The following is a 15,056-nucleotide window of genomic DNA, read 5'->3' as shown; positions in this document are numbered from 1 at the left end:
ACATGACAGCGCTCGTCGAACTGGCGGTCGAGGACAAGATCGCGATCGTAACGCTCAACCGGCCGGAGGTGCGCAACGCTATCAACGACGCGATGCGTAGCGAACTCGTGGCCGTGCTCGAACGCGTCGCCGCCGACCAGTCCGTTCGCGCCTTGGTGCTGACCGGCGCCGGCAAGGGCTTCTGCTCCGGCGGCGATATCGCCGGCATGAAGGAGCGGCTGACCGCGCCGTCGGGACAAGTCGGCTTCAACGGCTGGCGGCGGCAGGGCCAAGTGCACAAAAGCGTCGGCCTCCTGCACGGCATGCCGAAGCCGGTGATCGCCGCCGTCAACGGCGCCGCCGCCGGGCTCGGTTGCGACATGGCGCTCGCCTGCGACTTCATCCTCGCGTCCGAGCAGGCCGCCTTCACCATGAGCTTCGTCAAGCGCGGGCTCGTGTCCGACGGCGGCGGCATGTATTTTCTGCCGCGCCGCGTCGGCCTGCCGCGCGCCAAGGATCTGATCTTCACCGGCCGCGTGGTCGAGGCGAATGAGGCGCTCGCCATCGGGCTCGCCGACCGCGTCACCGCGCCGGACAGGCTGATCGCCGATGCGGTCGCCTGGGCATGCGAACTGACGCAGGGCTCCAGCGTATCGATCGCCTTTTCCAAGACAATTCTCGATCGTACGTTTGAATCGACGGAAGAGCAGGTCTTTGCGCTCGGCCGCGAGGCGCAGGCGGTCTGCTACACCACCGACGAACATCGCGACGCGGTCACGGCCTTCCTGAACAAGGCCGGGCGCTGATGGCGTCGCTTGAGGCTCTGCTGCGGCCGCGCAGTGTCGCCATCGTCGGCGCCTCCGCGGACACGGCGAAGCTGACCGGCCGGCCGCTCGCTTATCTGGAGAAATACGGCTTCACCGGCGACATCTATCCGGTCAATCCGCGCTACGAGACCATCGGCGCGCACCGCTGCTATCCCGATATCGCCGCACTGCCCCATGCGCCCGATGCGGCCATCGTGCTGCTGGGCGGCAGCCGCGTGCTCGACGCCGTGCGGCAGCTCGCTGTCATCGGCACGCGCGCGGCTATCGTGCTGGCGAGCGGCTTCGGCGAGAGCGGGCCCGAGGGCCGCGCCCGGCAGGACGAATTGCGCCACGCCGCCGGTGCCATGCGGCTGCTCGGCCCCAACACCATCGGGCTGGTCAATGTCAGCGAAGGCATCGTGCTCTCGGCCAGCAACGCGCTGGTCACCGATGAAATCATCGCTGGCAACATCGCGCTGGTGTCGCAGAGCGGCGGCATTCTCGGCTCGCTGCTGTCGCGCGCGCAGGCGGCGGGGATCGGCTTTTCCAAGCTGGTCGCCACCGGCAACGAATGCGACCTCGAAGTGTCCGATTTCATCGATCACCTCGTCGACGATCCGGCGACCAAGGTCATCGCGCTCTATCTCGAGGGCTTACGCAACGCGAAGGCGTTCCAGGCCGCGGTACTGCGTGCGCACGCCGCCGGCAAGCCGGTGGTCGCGTTCAAGGTGGGGCGCTCGGAGGCCGGCGCCCGCTCGGCGGTGTCGCACACCGGCGCGCTGGCCGGCTCCGACGCCGCCTATAACGCCATGTTCAAGCAGTTCGATGTCATCCGCGCCGAACGCTATTCCGACCTGCTCGACATCCCGCTGGCGCTGAGCCGCGGCCGCAGGCTGAACGGCACGCGCGTCGCCATCATCACCTCGACCGGCGGCGCGGCGAGCCTGCTGGCCGACGCCGCAGGCATGCTGGGGCTGGAGACTCCGCCGCCCGATGCTGCCACCGCCGCCACGCTCAAGGCGCTGGCGATCGAGGGCACGACGCTCGACCGCAATCCGATCGACGTGACGCTCGCCGGCGTCAAGCCGGACACCTTCCGCGCCGTGCTCGACGCGGTGGCGTCGAGCACGACCTACGACGCGGTGGCGGTCGTGCTCGGATCGTCGGCCCTGCGCGAGCCGGAGACGGCCGGTGCACCGCTGCGCGCCTGCGCCGCCGCGAGCGACAAGCCCGTGGTCGGCTTCGCCAGCCCCGACGCGCCTCACTTGATCCGCACGCTCAATCTCGCCGGCGTGCCGACTTTCGCCGCACCGGAAAGTTGCGCCGCTGCGCTGGCGGCATTGCGGCGTATGGGCAACGCGACACCGGTCGCCGGCAGCGCCAAGAGCACGCCTGCCCTCACGCAGGAGATACGCGCGCTGCTGCGCCCGGGCGCGCTCGACGAGGCCGAGAGCAAGCAGCTTTTCAGCCGCTTCGGCATTCCGGTGACGCGCGAGGTTGTCGCCAGGACGCCCGATGAAGCGGCCGCTGCGGCGAAGACCTTCCCTGGCAATGTCGTGGTCAAGGTCCTGTCGCGCGATCTGCTGCACAAGTCGGAGGCCGGCGGCGTCGCCGTCGACGTCCCGCCGGCCGACGTGGCAGGCGTGTGTGCCGAGATCGCGAAGCGCTTCGCTGCGGCGAAAGGCGGCAAGCCGGACGGCTTCCTCGTGCAGGAGCTCATCCGCGGCGGCATCGAGCTCATCCTCGGCTTCCACCACGACGCGCAACTCGGCCCGGTGATCCTGCTCGGCATGGGCGGAGTCGCGGCCGAGCTCTATCGCGACACCACGCTGCGGCTGGCCCCTGTCTCGCGCGGCGAGGCCTGCGCCATGATTGACGACCTGAAGACGTCGGCGCTGCTCAAGGGCTACCGCGGCCGCCCGGCCGCCGATGTCGAGGCGCTCGCCGACGCGATCATCGCCTTCTCGGACATGGTCGTGGCCACCGGCGATGTCCTGCAGGAAGCCGAGATCAATCCGCTGTTCGTGCTGCCGCGCGGACGGGGCGTTGTCGCTGCGGACGGCGTAATCTTTGTAAATGCCACCGAAGAAGTGGCCGGTGTAAGCACATCCGAGGGAGGATCATCATGAACAACAACCGTCGTCGCTTTCTGCAATTGCTCGGCGCCTCCGCCTTGGCGCCGACCGTATCGTCCGCCGCGGACACCTATCCGACGCGGCCGATCCGCATCATCGTCGGTTTCGCGCCGGGCACCGCGACCGACATCGCAATGCGCCTGATCGCGCAGCCGCTCAGCGTACGGCTAGGCCGGGAAGTGGTGGTCGAGAACAAGCCTGGCGCCGCCAGCAACATCGCCGCCGACTTCGTCGTCCGCTCCCCGCCGGACGGCTACACGCTGCTGGCCATGACGGTGACGAACGCAATCAACGCCACCTTCTACCCGCATCTGAACTTCGATATCACGCGCGACATTGTCCCGTTAATCGCCACCTTCCAGTCACCGAGCACTTTCGTGGTCAATCCCTCGGTGCCGGTAAAGACGATCCCCGAATTCATCGCCTACGCCAAAGCGAATCCCGGCAAGCTCAACTACGCCTCGTCCGGCTATGGCAGCGCGCCGAACCTGAACGGCGAGATGTTCAAAATCATGACCGGCGTGAACATCGTGCACGTGCCGTACCGCAGCAGCCTCGTGCCCGACCTGCTCGCCGGGCAGGTGCAGGCCTTCATCGGGCCGATGCCGGTAACGATTGCCTATGTGAAAGCGGGCAAGCTGCGCGCTTTGGGCGTGACCAGCGCCAAGCGTTCCGATGCCCTGCCGGACGTGCCCGCCATCGCCGAGTTCGTGCCCGGCTATGAAGCCACCATCTGGCACGGCCTCGGTGCGCCCAAAGGCACGCCGCCGGCAATCGTCGACAGGCTCAACAAGGAGATCAACGCGGTCCTCGCCGCGCCGGACTTCAAGGCCAAGTTCGCCAAGATCGGCGGCACGACCCTCGGCGGCACATCGGCCGCATACGGCAAGCTCATCGCCGACGAAATCGCCAAGTGGGGCAAGGTCATCCGCGAGGCGAACATCAAGCCGCAGTCGGACAAATGACACAATGGCGGGAAGCGCCTGCCGCGGCGGGCCGCCCTCGTCTTCCCCGCTTCAGCATTCAAGGAGACCAGACTCGTGAAATTCCCCGCCCGGCGCGTCGTCACCGGCCACGACGAGAACGGCAAGGCCATCGTCCTCATCGACGAAACCGCCACCAATGTGCGCTCCCGTCGAGGCGGGCACGCGTCGCATGTCGTCTGGTCCGAGCCCTATCCCGTCGACAACGACGCGACGTCCGACGGCTCGCAGCGCCAGTTCGACCGCGTGCTGCCGAACGGCAGCGTGTTCCGCGTCATCCGGCTCGAGCCCGGCGCCGAGCCGCGCATGCATCGCACCAACTCGCTCGACTACGCCATCGTTCTCGCCGGCGAGGTCGACCTCGAACTCGACGACTCCGTCGTTCGCCTCAAGGCCGGCGACACGGTCGTGCAACGCGGTACGATCCACAACTGGGCCAACCGCGGCGGCGAGGTCTGCCTGATCGGCATCGTGCTGATCTCGGCCGACCCGGCGAAGGCGGGCGGCAAGGTTCTCGACGAGATCAAGTAATCAAAAAGACGTTAAAGGGGAGGATGACATGACGAAGACCGGAGGCCGGTGGCTTGCAGTCCTGCTGCTCACCGCAACGCTCGGTATCGCGAACTGCGGCGCGCGGGCAGCCTCGTTTCCCAGCCGTCCCGTCCGCATTGTCGTGCCCTTCGCGCCGGGCGGCGTCACAGACGTGCTGGCGCGCATCCTGGCGCAATATCTGTCGCAGCACTGGGGCCAGTCGGTCATCGTCGAAAATCGCCCCGGCGGCAACACGACCATCGCGGACAATTACGTCGCCCACGCCGCGCCCGACGGCTACACGGTCGTCGTCATTCTCACCAGCCACACGGTCTCGGCAAGCGACCCGCAGTACACCTTGAGCTACGACCCGATCAAAAGCTTCGCGCCAATCACCATGCTCGGCTCGACGCAGGATCTGCTCGTCGTCAACCCGAGCGGCCTTAAGGTCAAATCGGTGAAAGAGTTGATCGCCGAGGCAAAGGCACGGCCGGGCGCGCTCAACTTCGGTTCGTCCGGCACCTACACGCCGGGCTTCCTGAGCATGGCGCTGTTCATGCACGCGACCGGCATCAAGATGGTCAACGTCACCTACAAAGGCAGCGGGCCGATGCTGGCCGCCGTACTCGGCGGCGAGGTGCAGCTAACCTTCGGAACCGTGGCGACATTCCTGCAGCAGTCGAAAGCCGGCAAGCTGGTGGCGCTCGCGGTGAGCGGCCCGACCCGCTCGCCGATCGCGCCCGACGTGCCGACGCTGCTGGAAGCGTCCGGGCCGCTCGACAAGGACGCGGCGGCGCTCGTCTCCTCCAACGACAACTGGTACGGCGCACTGGCGCCCGCCGGCACGCCGCCGGAGATCATCAAGATTTGGCACGACGGCATCGTCGCAGCGCTGCACGACCCGGAGGTCGGAAAGCTGCTGGTAGGACAGGGTTTCGTTGCCGACGGCCGCTCGCCGGAAGCCTTCGCCGCCTTCCTGAAGGAAGACATCGCCAAGTGGCGCAGGATGCGTCAAGAACACGTGCTCAAGTGAGCCGCACCGTCGAGGTCGTCATGGACGAGAATACGAAGATCGCCGAGAAGCTGGCGAAGGCGTGGCGGTTCTTCTTCGACCGCGGCTTCATTGAAGGCTTCGGCCACATCAGCGCGCGCACCACCGATCCCCAGCGCATCCTGATGGCGCCGCGCAGCCTCGGCCGTGACGCGGCGCCCGGCGACTTCGTCATCGTCGATCTCGCCGGCCGCCAGATCGGCACGACGTTGGAACTGCCGAGCGAGTTGCCAATCCATCTCGAGATTTACAAGAGGCGTCCCGATGTCGGGAGTGTTGCGCACTTCCACTGCCTCTATCCGACGAGCTTCGGCATGTCGGAGAGGATGCTGAAGCCGACCTACTTTCTCGCCTCGATCTTTCGCGACGGCATTCCGATCCATCCCGACTCGCGACTGGTCAGCAATGCCGAACGCGGCGCGGCGCTGGCCGCGACTTTGGGCAGCCATCGCGCCGCGATCATGAAGGCGCATGGCATCGTCGTCGTCGGCCAGGATGTCGAGGAGATGCTCGCGGCAACCTACATCCTGGAAGACAACGCCCACCGCACTTGGGTCACGGCGTCGATGGGCGACATCGAATATCTCGCCGACGAGGCCATGGCCGAAATCGAAGCCGAGATGCTGAAGACCCGCGGCCCCTTCCGGCGCATCTGGGCGCTGTGTGAGTGCCATACTTCGGAAGCGGGAGCGGCGCCGGGCCGCCAGGCTTTCAAAGCGGAGTGAAACGGCCGCCGGTCGTCAATGCTCGCTGGCCTCAGCCGTCAGTTCGACCATCTTGCGAAACCAGCGGTGTGCCGGAACGCCATCGAGCCAGCGCGGCCACAACATCTCCGTCTCAACCGCCGGTGAGACAAACGGTAGGTCGCGAGAGACCAGCGGATAGAAGCGCATCAGCGCCTGAGCGATTCGTCGGGGCAGCACGGCGATAGATTCCGAGGACGCAAGCATCGAGCCCGCCGACAGAAGCGGCGCACGCACCGCAATACGGCGGACAAGCTTGTTCCGCTTCAGGGCATTCTCGACGAACGCCATCGTGTACCGCGAGGATGACACGTCGAGGTGCGCCAGTGCAGCGAACTTCTCGGGCGTCAACTTGCGGGCGCTCGCTGCCGGATGATCCTTGCCCATGAGAACGACGAGCCCATCGCCAAGCAACTTGCGATGGCCGAAGCGCTCCGCCGGCTCCATGAAAAACCCGAGCGCTAGGTCGAGCAGGCCGCGATCGAAAACATCGGCGAGATCGAGCGTGCCGCTCGGCTGGAATTCCAGGCTGATGTTCGGCGCCAACTTTGCGACGCGCGCGGCAAGCGGCGCCGTCAGGACGATGGCGGAATAGTTGTCGACGGCGACGCGGAAGGTGCGTGTGGCCTTTGCCGGATCGAACTCTTCCTCCTCGAGCGCGCGCTGCAATTCCTCCATAGCATGGCGCACCGCCCCGGCAATTTGCTCTGCGCGAGGCGTCGGCACCATGCCTTTCGGACTACGAACGAACAGCTCGTCACGGAGCATGTGCCGCAGGCGCGCCAACGCATGACTGACCGCCGGCTGACTCAAGGCGAGCTGGCGTGCCGCCCGGGTGACGTTGCGTTCCTGCATGAGGGCATCGAAGACGACGAGAAGGTTGAGGTCGACGGCGCTGAGGTTGAAGGCCGACTTGGCCACGGCTGCGCTCCATTATTCATATCTGACATGGGTGGATAAAGAGAATGCATTTCATTTATAACTGACCCGATCCCATCTGTCGTGTCGGACGATGCCGCTGGCGCAAGCCGCCCGGCAGGCCCGCGAGCAGGCAGCGCCTTCTCGCGCAACGACACACCAGGAGACTTTCCATGCGTAATGCTCTCAAACTGCTGATCGTCGGCTCGGTTGCCGGACTCGCGCTGGCCGAACCGGCTTTCGCCCAGTCCTTCAATCCAGACTTCGGCACCGCGAACACGTTGCCGCTGGCCTACGCCCCGCAAAGCGGCGGGCAGTACCAGGCCACTCCGGACGCCGGCCGCAACGCCTTCGCGCAGGCGCCGGAACGCGGGATCGCCGCGCAGGATGATGCGGGCAACGCCAGCGTCGGCTACGAGAAGCTGCTCGCGACGCACTGATCTCGCTGACCGACCGATCGCGCTAATGGGAGACGGACACGATCCGTCTCCCATTGCATTCTCGGAGGCCGCCGAGATGACGCATTTATCTATATGCATAAGTATGCTTATTTTACGCATATTGGCCATTGCCGGAAACTGGGGCACAAAGCGACCGGGACGACAATTGTTCGAGGACGCTTTGCCATGCGAGTTGCCGCCACTTCATCCATTTCAGCGCTGATTTGCGTGCTTGCTGTTCTGCCCGCGACCAACGCGGCCAGCGCCGCTGAGCCCACCAAGCTCACCATCTTCGCCGCCGGCACGCTGGCGGTGCCGTTTCGCGAGGTCGACGCACTGTTCGAGAAGAAATATCAGGGCGTGAAGGTGCAGCCGCAGTTCGGCGGCAGTGTCAAAATGGCCAAGCAGATCACCGAATTGCACCAGGACGCCGACCTGCTCGCCGTCGCCGACTACAGCGTCATTCCCAAATACATGTTCGCGCAGCCCGCGCACGCGGCTTGGTATGTAGGGTTTGCACGCAACGCCATCACCTTCGTCTATACTGACAAGAGCAAGGGCGCGAAGGACATCAACGGCAAGAACTGGTACACGGTGCTGGCGCAGAAGGGTGTCGAGATCGGCCGCTCCAATCCGGACACCGACCCGTCCGGCTACCAGACCGTTCAGATGCTGAACCTTGCGAACACGTTCTACAACGACGCCAAGATCGAGGACGCCGTGCTTGCCAACGCACCGCTGAGTAACGTACGCGACACCGAGACGTCACTGATCTCGGCGCTGCAACTCGGCCAGCTCGACTATCTGGCGATCTATCGCTCCGACGCTCTACAGCATCACCTGAAATTCATCGAGATGCCGAACAAGATCGACCTCAGCGATCCGGCGCAGTCGGCCTACTATCAGCAGGGCGTCGCCCACACCAAGAATGGCGACCTCAAGGGCAAGCCGATCGTCTATGCGATCACCATGGTCACCGGCAGCAAGAACGCCGACATGGCGGAGAAATACGTCGCCTTCCTGCTTGGGCCGGAGGGCCAGGCGGTGATGAAGAAGAACGGTTTCGGCGAGTTCAAGCCGGCCTACGCCGTCAACAGCAACGCCATGCCGGCGAGCCTGCAGACGCTGGTAGAGCCCTGGCCGGGCCAGTAACAGACGGATATGGCGAACCGAGCGCAACACGGCTGGTGGCGATCCGCCGCCCCCAGCCACCCCACGACAGTGTTTCTGCTGCTGTGGCTTCTCGGCAGCCTGCTGCTGGCCTTCGTGCTCATCCCGCTGCTGGTGCTCGCGGGGACGCCCTCGCTATCGGGCCTGATCGATGCCGCGCGCATGCCGGACGTGCGCGATTCCATCCTGCTCAGCCTGGAAGCGGCGTGTCTTTCGGCCATCCTCACCGCTCTGTTCGGCGTGCCACTGGCGTATGTGCTCGCACGCACGCGTTTCGTCGGCAGGGGCATCATCTCGGCCATCGTCGATCTGCCGCTCGCCGTCCCGCACACCGTCGCCGGCATCGCGCTGCTGATGGTATTCGGCCGGCAAGGCATCCTCGGCGAGCCCCTGCAGGCGCTGGCCGGGCTGAAATTCTGGGGCACCTTGGCCGGCGTCGTCGTCGCCATGATGTTCGTGTCGGCCCCCTACACCGTGAATGCCGCGCGCGTCGGCTTCGAAGGCGTCGACCTGCAACTCGAGAAGATCGCGCGGACGCTCGGGCTCGGGCCATGGCGAACGTTCTGGAAGATCACGCTGCCGCTGGCCCGGCGCGGCATCTTCACCGGGATGATGCTGACGTTTGCCCGTTCGATCAGCGAGTTCGGCGCGGTGGTGATCCTCGTTTATTACCCGAAGACCGCGCCGGTCGAGATCTACGAGCTGTTCCTGCGCGTCAACCTGCAACAGGCCGTCGCCGCCGCCGTGCTGCTCCTGGCGGTCTCGCTGGGCCTTTTCGTTCTCCTCCGCTTTGTCGCGCACAATCCGGACCTGCGCGAAAGCCGATGACCAATATCGCGATCGAGGGGCTTTCGCTGTCGCTCGGGACCTTCGCGCTCGACAATATCGAGGTCGCGCTCGACGGAGGCCAAATCCTGGTCGTGCTCGGGCCGAACGGATCGGGCAAATCGGTGTTGCTCGAGACCATCGCCGGCTTTCACCGACCCGACACCGGGCGCATCCTCATCCGTGGCATCGATGTCACTCGCCTGCCGCCGGAGCGGCGCAGGGTTGCATTCGTGGTGCAGAATTTCGGCCTGTTTCCGCACTTGACCGTCGAGCAGAACGTCAGGCTGGCGCTCGGCCCGCACGCGAACGAAAAGCGGTCCGGCGTGCTGTCGCCGCTCGCCGGCGATGCGGCGGCGCTGCTCTCCTATTTCGGCGTCTCGCATCTTGCGGCGCGAACACCGGGGCGGCTGAGCCCCGGCGAGAAGCAGCGCGTGGCGCTCGCCCGCGCGCTAGCGGCGAACCCCGACCTGTTCCTGTTCGACGAGCCTTTCTCCGCGCTCGACTCGCAGACGCGCGAGCAGTTGCGCGACGACCTGTTGTCGCTGCTGCGGCGGATTTGCCTGCCGGCGATCTTCGTCACGCACGATCACACGGACGCTCTGACCCTCGCCGATCGGGTTTTGGTGCTGCGCCACGGCAAGACCGTGCAGGTGGGCACGGCGGACGACGTGTACCGGCGGCCTTCGGACGCCTTCGTCGCGCGCTTCTCCGGCGTCGAGAACATCCTCACCGGCCGCATCGGCGCTGCGCACGGCGATCGCCTCGCGGTCTCAGTCGGCGACATCGTGCTGCAGGCGGTGAAGCCTTCATCTCCACCGGGCGCGGAGGTGCAGGTCTGCATCCGCGCCGAGCAGGTCCGATTGCGCGACGCGCGGAGCGCGCAAGACAGCGAATGGCGCGAAAACAGGTTTACCGCGCGCGTGGCGAACATCCGCCGCATGGGCGCCGTCGTCCGCGTCGAGCTCGAGGGACCGTGCCGCCTCACATGCTGCCTGCTGACACCGCAACTGCAGGAAATGCGCCTCGAGCGCGGCAGCTCCGTCGAGGTCAGCATCGCCGCGGAGGCGTTGCACCTGATTCCCGCGTGAGCGCAGGAGGTCAGTAGCCGATTGGCGGCCGCCGCGGCCGCCAATCGCCGTCGCGCTCGAGCTGCATCGCCTTGAACACGCAGAACTCGTTCGGCGGCAGGCCGCAACTCGCGTTGCGCTCGCAGTCACCGCAGGAAAACTCGCGCTGCGCGCTCAGGACGGCCATGCTGCGAGCGGCGGCTTTCGCCACGCCGTCGAAAAAAATCGCAAGGCCACGGGACAATTCAAGCTGCATGAGAGCCTCCATTCCGAGACGATCAGCTCAGCATGAAGGGCGTTTTGTGGCCTTGAGGAAAATCAATCGCGGGCGCGTCAGTTCTTCCGCGCCAGCTCCGGATGCGGCGGGAAGGCCGGGTTGCTCTTGACGCCGCGCAGGAGATCGTCAGCTTCGTGCAACGCCTTGTCGTTTTTCGGGTCCGGCGGGACGTAGGACTGCGAGCCCTTGTTCTCCTTGCCCGGATCGCCCGTGAGGTGCCCGCGCAGCGAGGCCTCGCCGCCGGTATCGGCGTCGCTCTTCAGATCGGCCGGTACATCCTGCATCACCTCGATGTCCGGCGTGATGCCCTTGGCCTGGATCGAGCGGCCGGACGGCGTGTAGTAACGCGCGCTGGTCAGCCGCAGCGCGCCGTTGTCGCCGCCGAGCGGGATGATGGTCTGGACGGACCCTTTGCCGAACGATTGCGTGCCGAGGATGGTCGCGCGCTTCTGATCCTGGAGCGCACCGGCGACGATCTCCGAGGCCGAGGCCGAGCCGCCGTTGACGAGAACGATCAGCGGCTTGCCGTGCGCCAGATCGCCGGGCTTGGCGTCGAAGCGCTGCATGTCGTCGGGTTTGCGGCCGCGCGTGGCGACAATCTCGCCGTGGCCGAGGAAGGTGTCCGCCACCGACACCGCCTGGTCGAGCAGACCGCCGGGGTTGTTGCGCAGGTCGAGGATATAGCCCTTGAGCTTGTCCTCCGGCACCTTCGCCTGGATGGCGGCGATGCCCTTCTCCAGCCCCTCGGCCGTCTGCTCGGTGAACTCGGTCAGCCGGATATAGCCAACGTCGTCGCCTTCCACCTGCCAGCGCGCCGACGGCACGCGGATGACCTCGCGCGTCAGCGTGACCTCGACCGGTTTGTCCGCGCCCTTGCGCTGGATGGTCAGATGCACCTGGCTGTTGATCGGGCCGCGCAGCTTGGTCACCGCCTGCTCCAGCGTCAGTCCCTGCACCGCATCGCTGTCGATCTTCGAAATGATGTCGTTGGCGAGCACGCCGGCCTTGGCGGCGGGGGTGCCGTCGATCGGAGACACGACCTTGAGCGCACCGCCCTCCATGATCACTTCCATGCCGAGACCGCCGAACTGGCCCTGGGTCTCGACCTGCATGTCCTTGAAACTCTTCGCATTCATGTAGCTTGAATGCGGATCGAGGCCGGTGAGCATGCCGCTGATGGCGTCCTCGACCAGCTTCTGGTCATTGGGCTTGTCGACGTAATCGGCGCGCACGCGTTCAAACACGTCGCCGAAGAGATTGAGCTGCCGGAAGGTATTCGTCTCGCCGCTCACTTTGGCGATGGCTTCGGTCATGGCCGGGCGCGGCTGAGCGACAAAAAAAGTGAGGGCCGCGCCGGCGGCCGCACCGAGAACCACGAACGAGCTGTTGCGCATTGCCTACCGGTTCGAAGATACCAGCGCCCCTACGCGCCAATATAGCACCGCTCCGGACGAAATTGCGGCAGCCGTTTCGGATTGCTCTCCTATTTTTGACGATCGGCAAGGCGGGCAGCGGACTACCGCCGCGGCCCGCCCGTCCGTGCACAATTAGGAGGCACTCAATTTCGCGACCACATCGGCGGTCAGGCTGCGTTCGCCGATGCGCGGAAACACCTTCTCGACCGCATTGCGATGCATCTCGGCGTCGAGGTCGGTCATCGCGTCGGTGACCAGTACGACATTGTAGCCGTGGTCGAAGGCCTGCCGCGCCGTCGATTCGACGCCGAGGCTGGTGGCGACGCCGGCCACGAATACCTGCGTGACGCCGCGGCGGCGCAGGATCCTCTCCAGCCCGGTGCCATAGAAGGGCACCGACATTCATCTTCGTGACGGTCTCGTCGCTCGCCTGACGGTCGAGTTCGGGAATCAGCTCGGCCCAATCGGGCGGCGGCGTAAAGTTGAGCGTCGCTTCGACCCGCCCCGGAGCGCGGCCTGCGACATTGACCAGCACCACCGGCAGACCACGCGCGCGGAAAGCGCGGCACAACGCGGCGACATTGTCGATGACGCCGGCCATCGGATGCGCCGTCGGCAACGCCACGATGCCCTTCTGCATGTCGATCACGATCAGGGCGGCGTTGGCATCGAGGCCGGAAAAGGGCATGGGATATCCTTTACGCAATGGGTTACGAATTACGATTCGGCGAGGCGCTTGATAACGTCGATGGCCGTGAAGAGTTTGCGCTGTTCCTCGCGCTCGAGGCCGGCGATCGCCGACAACAGCCATTCGCGCTTGGCCAGGCGCGACTTGTAGCGACCCTGAAGGCCGGCGGCGGTCAGTTCGTAGAGGATCTGCCGCCCGTCGGTCGGATGCGCCTTCCGCCGCACCAGGCCCTCCTGCTCCATCTGCGCCAGCGCCGCGCCCATCGACTGCGGCTTCATCGATTCGGCGCGGGCGAGGTCGGCCGTGGTCATCGGCCCGGCTTCGAGCCGCCCCATGATCGCGTTTTGCCCCCAGCTCAGTTCGCCCGTACGCGCCTCGGCGCGCAGCCGGCGCACCAGCTGGCCCATGGCGGCGAGCAGCTCGGCGACCTCGGCTTCACGGGCTTGGGTGAACTTGGCCATGCGGTCTAGGTATAGATTAGAAGGTTATCTTGCAAGTCTATCTGATGATATCTAGATGAGGCCTGCCGCCGCAGAAAGGACCGCCTTGCCCTCGCATCCAGTTCCGCACACGCCTGCGCCCGGCGCTTCCATACCCGCCGGCGGCCGGCTGCCGATCATCATCCCGGTGATCGTCGCCGTGGCGTTCCTGATGGAACAGCTCGATGCCACCATCATCACCACGGCGGTGCCCGATATCGCGCACAGCCTGCAGGTGACGCCGGTGCAGATGAGCCTGGCGGTGGCGGCCTACGTGCTGTCGGTCGCCATCTTCATTCCGGTAAGCGGCTGGTTCGCCGACCGCTTCGGCGCGCGCCGCGTCTTCATCGCCGCGCTTGCCATCTTCACCATCGGTTCCGTGCTGTGCGGGCTGTCGCAGAGCTTCGCCATGCTGGTGGCGATGCGCGTGGTGCAGGGGCTGGGCGGCGCAATGATGACGCCGGTCGGCCGTCTGATCCTGCTGCGCAGCTTTCCGCGCTCCGAATTGATGACGGCAATGACCTACATGACGCTGCCCGCGATCATGGGCCCGGTGATCGGCCCGCTGCTGGGCGGCGTCATCACCACCTATTTCTCCTGGCGCTGGATCTTCTACGTCAACATCCCATTCGGGCTTCTCGGTATCCTGTTGGCGATGCGCTACGTCGCGAACACGCGGGAGCATGAGGTCGCGGGCTTCGACTTCGCGGGATTCCTGATGGTCGGCGGCGGACTGGGATTGTTGCAGTCCGCCCTCGAAGCTGTCAGCCACCCCGTCGTGCCGCCGTTCGTCATCGCGCTCGCGGCGGCCGCGGCGATCGCGCTGCTGCTCGGCTTCTATTTCTACGCACGCCGCGCAGTGGCGCCGGCGGTCGATCTGACTCTGTTCCGCAGCCGTTCATTTCGCGTCGGCACGCTCGCCGGCGGAGTCTGCCGCATCGGCATGAACGGCATGCCGTACCTGTTGCCGCTGATGCTGCAAGTAGGCTTCGGCCTGTCGCCGATCGCTTCCGGCTCGATCACCTTCATCACGTCCGTCGGCGCGGTCATCATCCGTAACCTGCTGGCGCCGGTGATCCGTAACTACGGCTTCCGTTTCGTGCTTATCGCCAGCGCTGTCGCCGGCTCGGTCGGGCTCGCCGGCTTCGCGTTGATCGAACCGCACACCCCGCATTACCTCATCCTGCTCTGGGTGTTCATCTTCGGCCTCACCCGCTCGGCTCAGTTCATGAGCTCCAATACGTTGTCTTACGCCGACACGCCGGACCGGCAGCTCAGCCGCGCCACCAGCCTCGGCGGGGTGCTGCAGCAGCTCTCGGTAAGCCTCGGAGTGTCGGTCAGCGCCGTCTTGCTGGCGCTGGTCAGCGCGCACAGCGAGACACTCACCCCCGCGCGCTTCCACGAGGTCTTCCTGCTCTCCGCGGTCATTCCGCTGCTGGCGATCCCGGGCTTCCTCACACTGGCGCACGACGACGGCGCCCGCGCCATCAGCCGTAAGAAGACGTTCTCCGAGGTGGAAGAGCACGATCGTGAGGTGGCGGCATAG

The 15,056-nt window shown here is 65.8% G+C and carries 16 protein-coding genes and 1 pseudogene; 11 read left to right on the top strand and 6 right to left on the bottom strand.

Annotated elements, in window-relative coordinates:
* Window positions 1-2: 2 nt before the first annotated feature.
* The 6 genes from VGV41_RS21010 (at window position 3) to VGV41_RS20985 (ending at window position 6,210) form a co-directional block, all read left to right on the top strand.
* The gene (locus VGV41_RS21010) at window positions 3-785 is read left to right on the top strand and encodes an enoyl-CoA hydratase/isomerase family protein (protein ID WP_326866104.1); all 783 of its coding nucleotides are present in this window, start codon (window positions 3-5) and stop codon (window positions 783-785) included.
* Window positions 785-2,914 (top strand): acetate--CoA ligase family protein, encoded by a 2,130-nt coding sequence (locus tag VGV41_RS21005; RefSeq protein ID WP_326866103.1) that lies wholly within the window; start codon window positions 785-787, stop codon window positions 2,912-2,914. The genes VGV41_RS21010 and VGV41_RS21005 overlap by 1 nt, the downstream gene beginning before the upstream one ends.
* The gene (locus tag VGV41_RS21000; protein ID WP_326866101.1) at window positions 2,911-3,885 is read left to right on the top strand and encodes a tripartite tricarboxylate transporter substrate binding protein; all 975 of its coding nucleotides are present in this window, start codon (window positions 2,911-2,913) and stop codon (window positions 3,883-3,885) included. Before VGV41_RS21005 ends, VGV41_RS21000 begins: the two co-directional genes overlap by 4 nt.
* A gap of 75 nt (window positions 3,886-3,960) precedes the next feature.
* On the top strand, window positions 3,961-4,434 hold the full coding sequence (locus VGV41_RS20995; RefSeq protein WP_326866100.1) for a cupin domain-containing protein: 474 nt from the start codon (window positions 3,961-3,963) through the stop codon (window positions 4,432-4,434).
* Between the two features lie 28 nt (window positions 4,435-4,462).
* Window positions 4,463-5,467, top strand: coding sequence for a tripartite tricarboxylate transporter substrate binding protein (locus VGV41_RS20990; RefSeq protein WP_326866098.1), 1,005 nt, complete (start codon window positions 4,463-4,465; stop codon window positions 5,465-5,467).
* Between the two features lie 20 nt (window positions 5,468-5,487).
* Window positions 5,488-6,210, top strand: a complete 723-nt coding sequence (locus VGV41_RS20985; RefSeq protein WP_326866097.1) for a class II aldolase/adducin family protein — start codon at window positions 5,488-5,490, stop codon at window positions 6,208-6,210.
* A 15-nt stretch (window positions 6,211-6,225) separates the two neighbouring features.
* Here the strand turns inward: VGV41_RS20985 and VGV41_RS20980 are convergent, their stop codons facing one another.
* Window positions 6,226-7,149, bottom strand: a complete 924-nt coding sequence (locus tag VGV41_RS20980) for a LysR family transcriptional regulator (protein WP_326866095.1) — start codon at window positions 7,147-7,149, stop codon at window positions 6,226-6,228.
* Between the two features lie 170 nt (window positions 7,150-7,319).
* Here VGV41_RS20980 and VGV41_RS20975 point away from each other — a divergent pair, with 170 nt between their 5' ends.
* From VGV41_RS20975 to VGV41_RS20960, 4 genes are all read left to right on the top strand, one after another.
* Window positions 7,320-7,586: a hypothetical protein gene (locus tag VGV41_RS20975; RefSeq protein WP_326866093.1), complete on the top strand. Its 267-nt coding sequence runs from the start codon at window positions 7,320-7,322 to the stop codon at window positions 7,584-7,586.
* Window positions 7,587-7,772: 186 nt separating this feature from the next.
* A complete protein-coding gene (locus VGV41_RS20970) occupies window positions 7,773-8,738 on the top strand; it encodes an extracellular solute-binding protein (RefSeq protein ID WP_326866091.1) in 966 nt (321 codons plus the stop codon).
* A 9-nt stretch (window positions 8,739-8,747) separates the two neighbouring features.
* Entirely contained in the window at window positions 8,748-9,584 is an 837-nt protein-coding gene (locus VGV41_RS20965; RefSeq protein WP_326866090.1) for an ABC transporter permease, read from the top strand.
* Window positions 9,581-10,672 carry an ABC transporter ATP-binding protein gene (locus VGV41_RS20960; RefSeq protein ID WP_326866089.1) on the top strand — a complete coding sequence of 364 codons (1,092 nt, stop codon included), beginning with the start codon at window positions 9,581-9,583 and terminating at the stop codon, window positions 10,670-10,672. The genes VGV41_RS20965 and VGV41_RS20960 overlap by 4 nt, the downstream gene beginning before the upstream one ends.
* Before the next feature lie 10 nt (window positions 10,673-10,682).
* On the opposite strand, the gene VGV41_RS20955 is transcribed toward VGV41_RS20960, so the two are convergent.
* The 5 genes and pseudogenes from VGV41_RS20955 to VGV41_RS20935 all read right to left on the bottom strand — a co-directional run bounded on the left by VGV41_RS20955 (window position 10,683) and on the right by VGV41_RS20935 (window position 13,492).
* The gene (locus tag VGV41_RS20955) at window positions 10,683-10,907 is read right to left on the bottom strand and encodes a hypothetical protein (RefSeq protein ID WP_326866088.1); all 225 of its coding nucleotides are present in this window, start codon (window positions 10,905-10,907) and stop codon (window positions 10,683-10,685) included.
* 77 nt (window positions 10,908-10,984) lie between these two features.
* A complete protein-coding gene (locus VGV41_RS20950) occupies window positions 10,985-12,322 on the bottom strand; it encodes a S41 family peptidase (RefSeq protein WP_326866087.1) in 1,338 nt (445 codons plus the stop codon).
* A 153-nt stretch (window positions 12,323-12,475) separates the two neighbouring features.
* Window positions 12,476-12,745 carry an isochorismatase family protein gene (locus tag VGV41_RS20945; protein ID WP_326866086.1) on the bottom strand — a complete coding sequence of 90 codons (270 nt, stop codon included), beginning with the start codon at window positions 12,743-12,745 and terminating at the stop codon, window positions 12,476-12,478.
* 49 nt (window positions 12,746-12,794) lie between these two features.
* A pseudogene (locus tag VGV41_RS20940) lies at window positions 12,795-12,944 on the bottom strand (cysteine hydrolase); the annotation flags it as partial.
* Between the two features lie 116 nt (window positions 12,945-13,060).
* Window positions 13,061-13,492, bottom strand: coding sequence for a MarR family winged helix-turn-helix transcriptional regulator (locus VGV41_RS20935; RefSeq protein WP_326866085.1), 432 nt, complete (start codon window positions 13,490-13,492; stop codon window positions 13,061-13,063).
* Between the two features lie 85 nt (window positions 13,493-13,577).
* On the opposite strand from VGV41_RS20935, the gene VGV41_RS20930 reads away from it, so the two are divergent.
* Window positions 13,578-15,056 carry an MDR family MFS transporter gene (locus VGV41_RS20930; protein WP_326866083.1) on the top strand — a complete coding sequence of 493 codons (1,479 nt, stop codon included), beginning with the start codon at window positions 13,578-13,580 and terminating at the stop codon, window positions 15,054-15,056.

Source organism: Pseudolabrys sp., from assembly GCF_035943735.1.
GTDB lineage: Bacteria > Pseudomonadota > Alphaproteobacteria > Rhizobiales > Xanthobacteraceae > Pseudolabrys.
This window is presented reverse-complemented; position numbering and strand designations above follow the sequence as displayed.

Coding starts and splice junctions, on each gene's coding strand:
- VGV41_RS21010 (WP_326866104.1), top strand. CDS start 3: ATGACAGCGCTCGTCGAACTGGCGGTCGAGGACAAGATCGCGATCGTA.
- VGV41_RS21005 (WP_326866103.1), top strand. CDS start 785: ATGGCGTCGCTTGAGGCTCTGCTGCGGCCGCGCAGTGTCGCCATCGTC.
- VGV41_RS20970 (WP_326866091.1), top strand. CDS start 7,773: ATGCGAGTTGCCGCCACTTCATCCATTTCAGCGCTGATTTGCGTGCTT.
- VGV41_RS20945 (WP_326866086.1), bottom strand. CDS start 12,745: ATGTCGGTGCCCTTCTATGGCACCGGGCTGGAGAGGATCCTGCGCCGC.
- VGV41_RS20950 (WP_326866087.1), bottom strand. CDS start 12,322: ATGCGCAACAGCTCGTTCGTGGTTCTCGGTGCGGCCGCCGGCGCGGCC.
- VGV41_RS20960 (WP_326866089.1), top strand. CDS start 9,581: ATGACCAATATCGCGATCGAGGGGCTTTCGCTGTCGCTCGGGACCTTC.
- VGV41_RS20955 (WP_326866088.1), bottom strand. CDS start 10,907: ATGCAGCTTGAATTGTCCCGTGGCCTTGCGATTTTTTTCGACGGCGTG.
- VGV41_RS20990 (WP_326866098.1), top strand. CDS start 4,463: ATGACGAAGACCGGAGGCCGGTGGCTTGCAGTCCTGCTGCTCACCGCA.
- VGV41_RS20965 (WP_326866090.1), top strand. CDS start 8,748: ATGGCGAACCGAGCGCAACACGGCTGGTGGCGATCCGCCGCCCCCAGC.
- VGV41_RS20935 (WP_326866085.1), bottom strand. CDS start 13,492: ATGGCCAAGTTCACCCAAGCCCGTGAAGCCGAGGTCGCCGAGCTGCTC.
- VGV41_RS20975 (WP_326866093.1), top strand. CDS start 7,320: ATGCGTAATGCTCTCAAACTGCTGATCGTCGGCTCGGTTGCCGGACTC.
- VGV41_RS20985 (WP_326866097.1), top strand. CDS start 5,488: ATGGACGAGAATACGAAGATCGCCGAGAAGCTGGCGAAGGCGTGGCGG.
- VGV41_RS21000 (WP_326866101.1), top strand. CDS start 2,911: ATGAACAACAACCGTCGTCGCTTTCTGCAATTGCTCGGCGCCTCCGCC.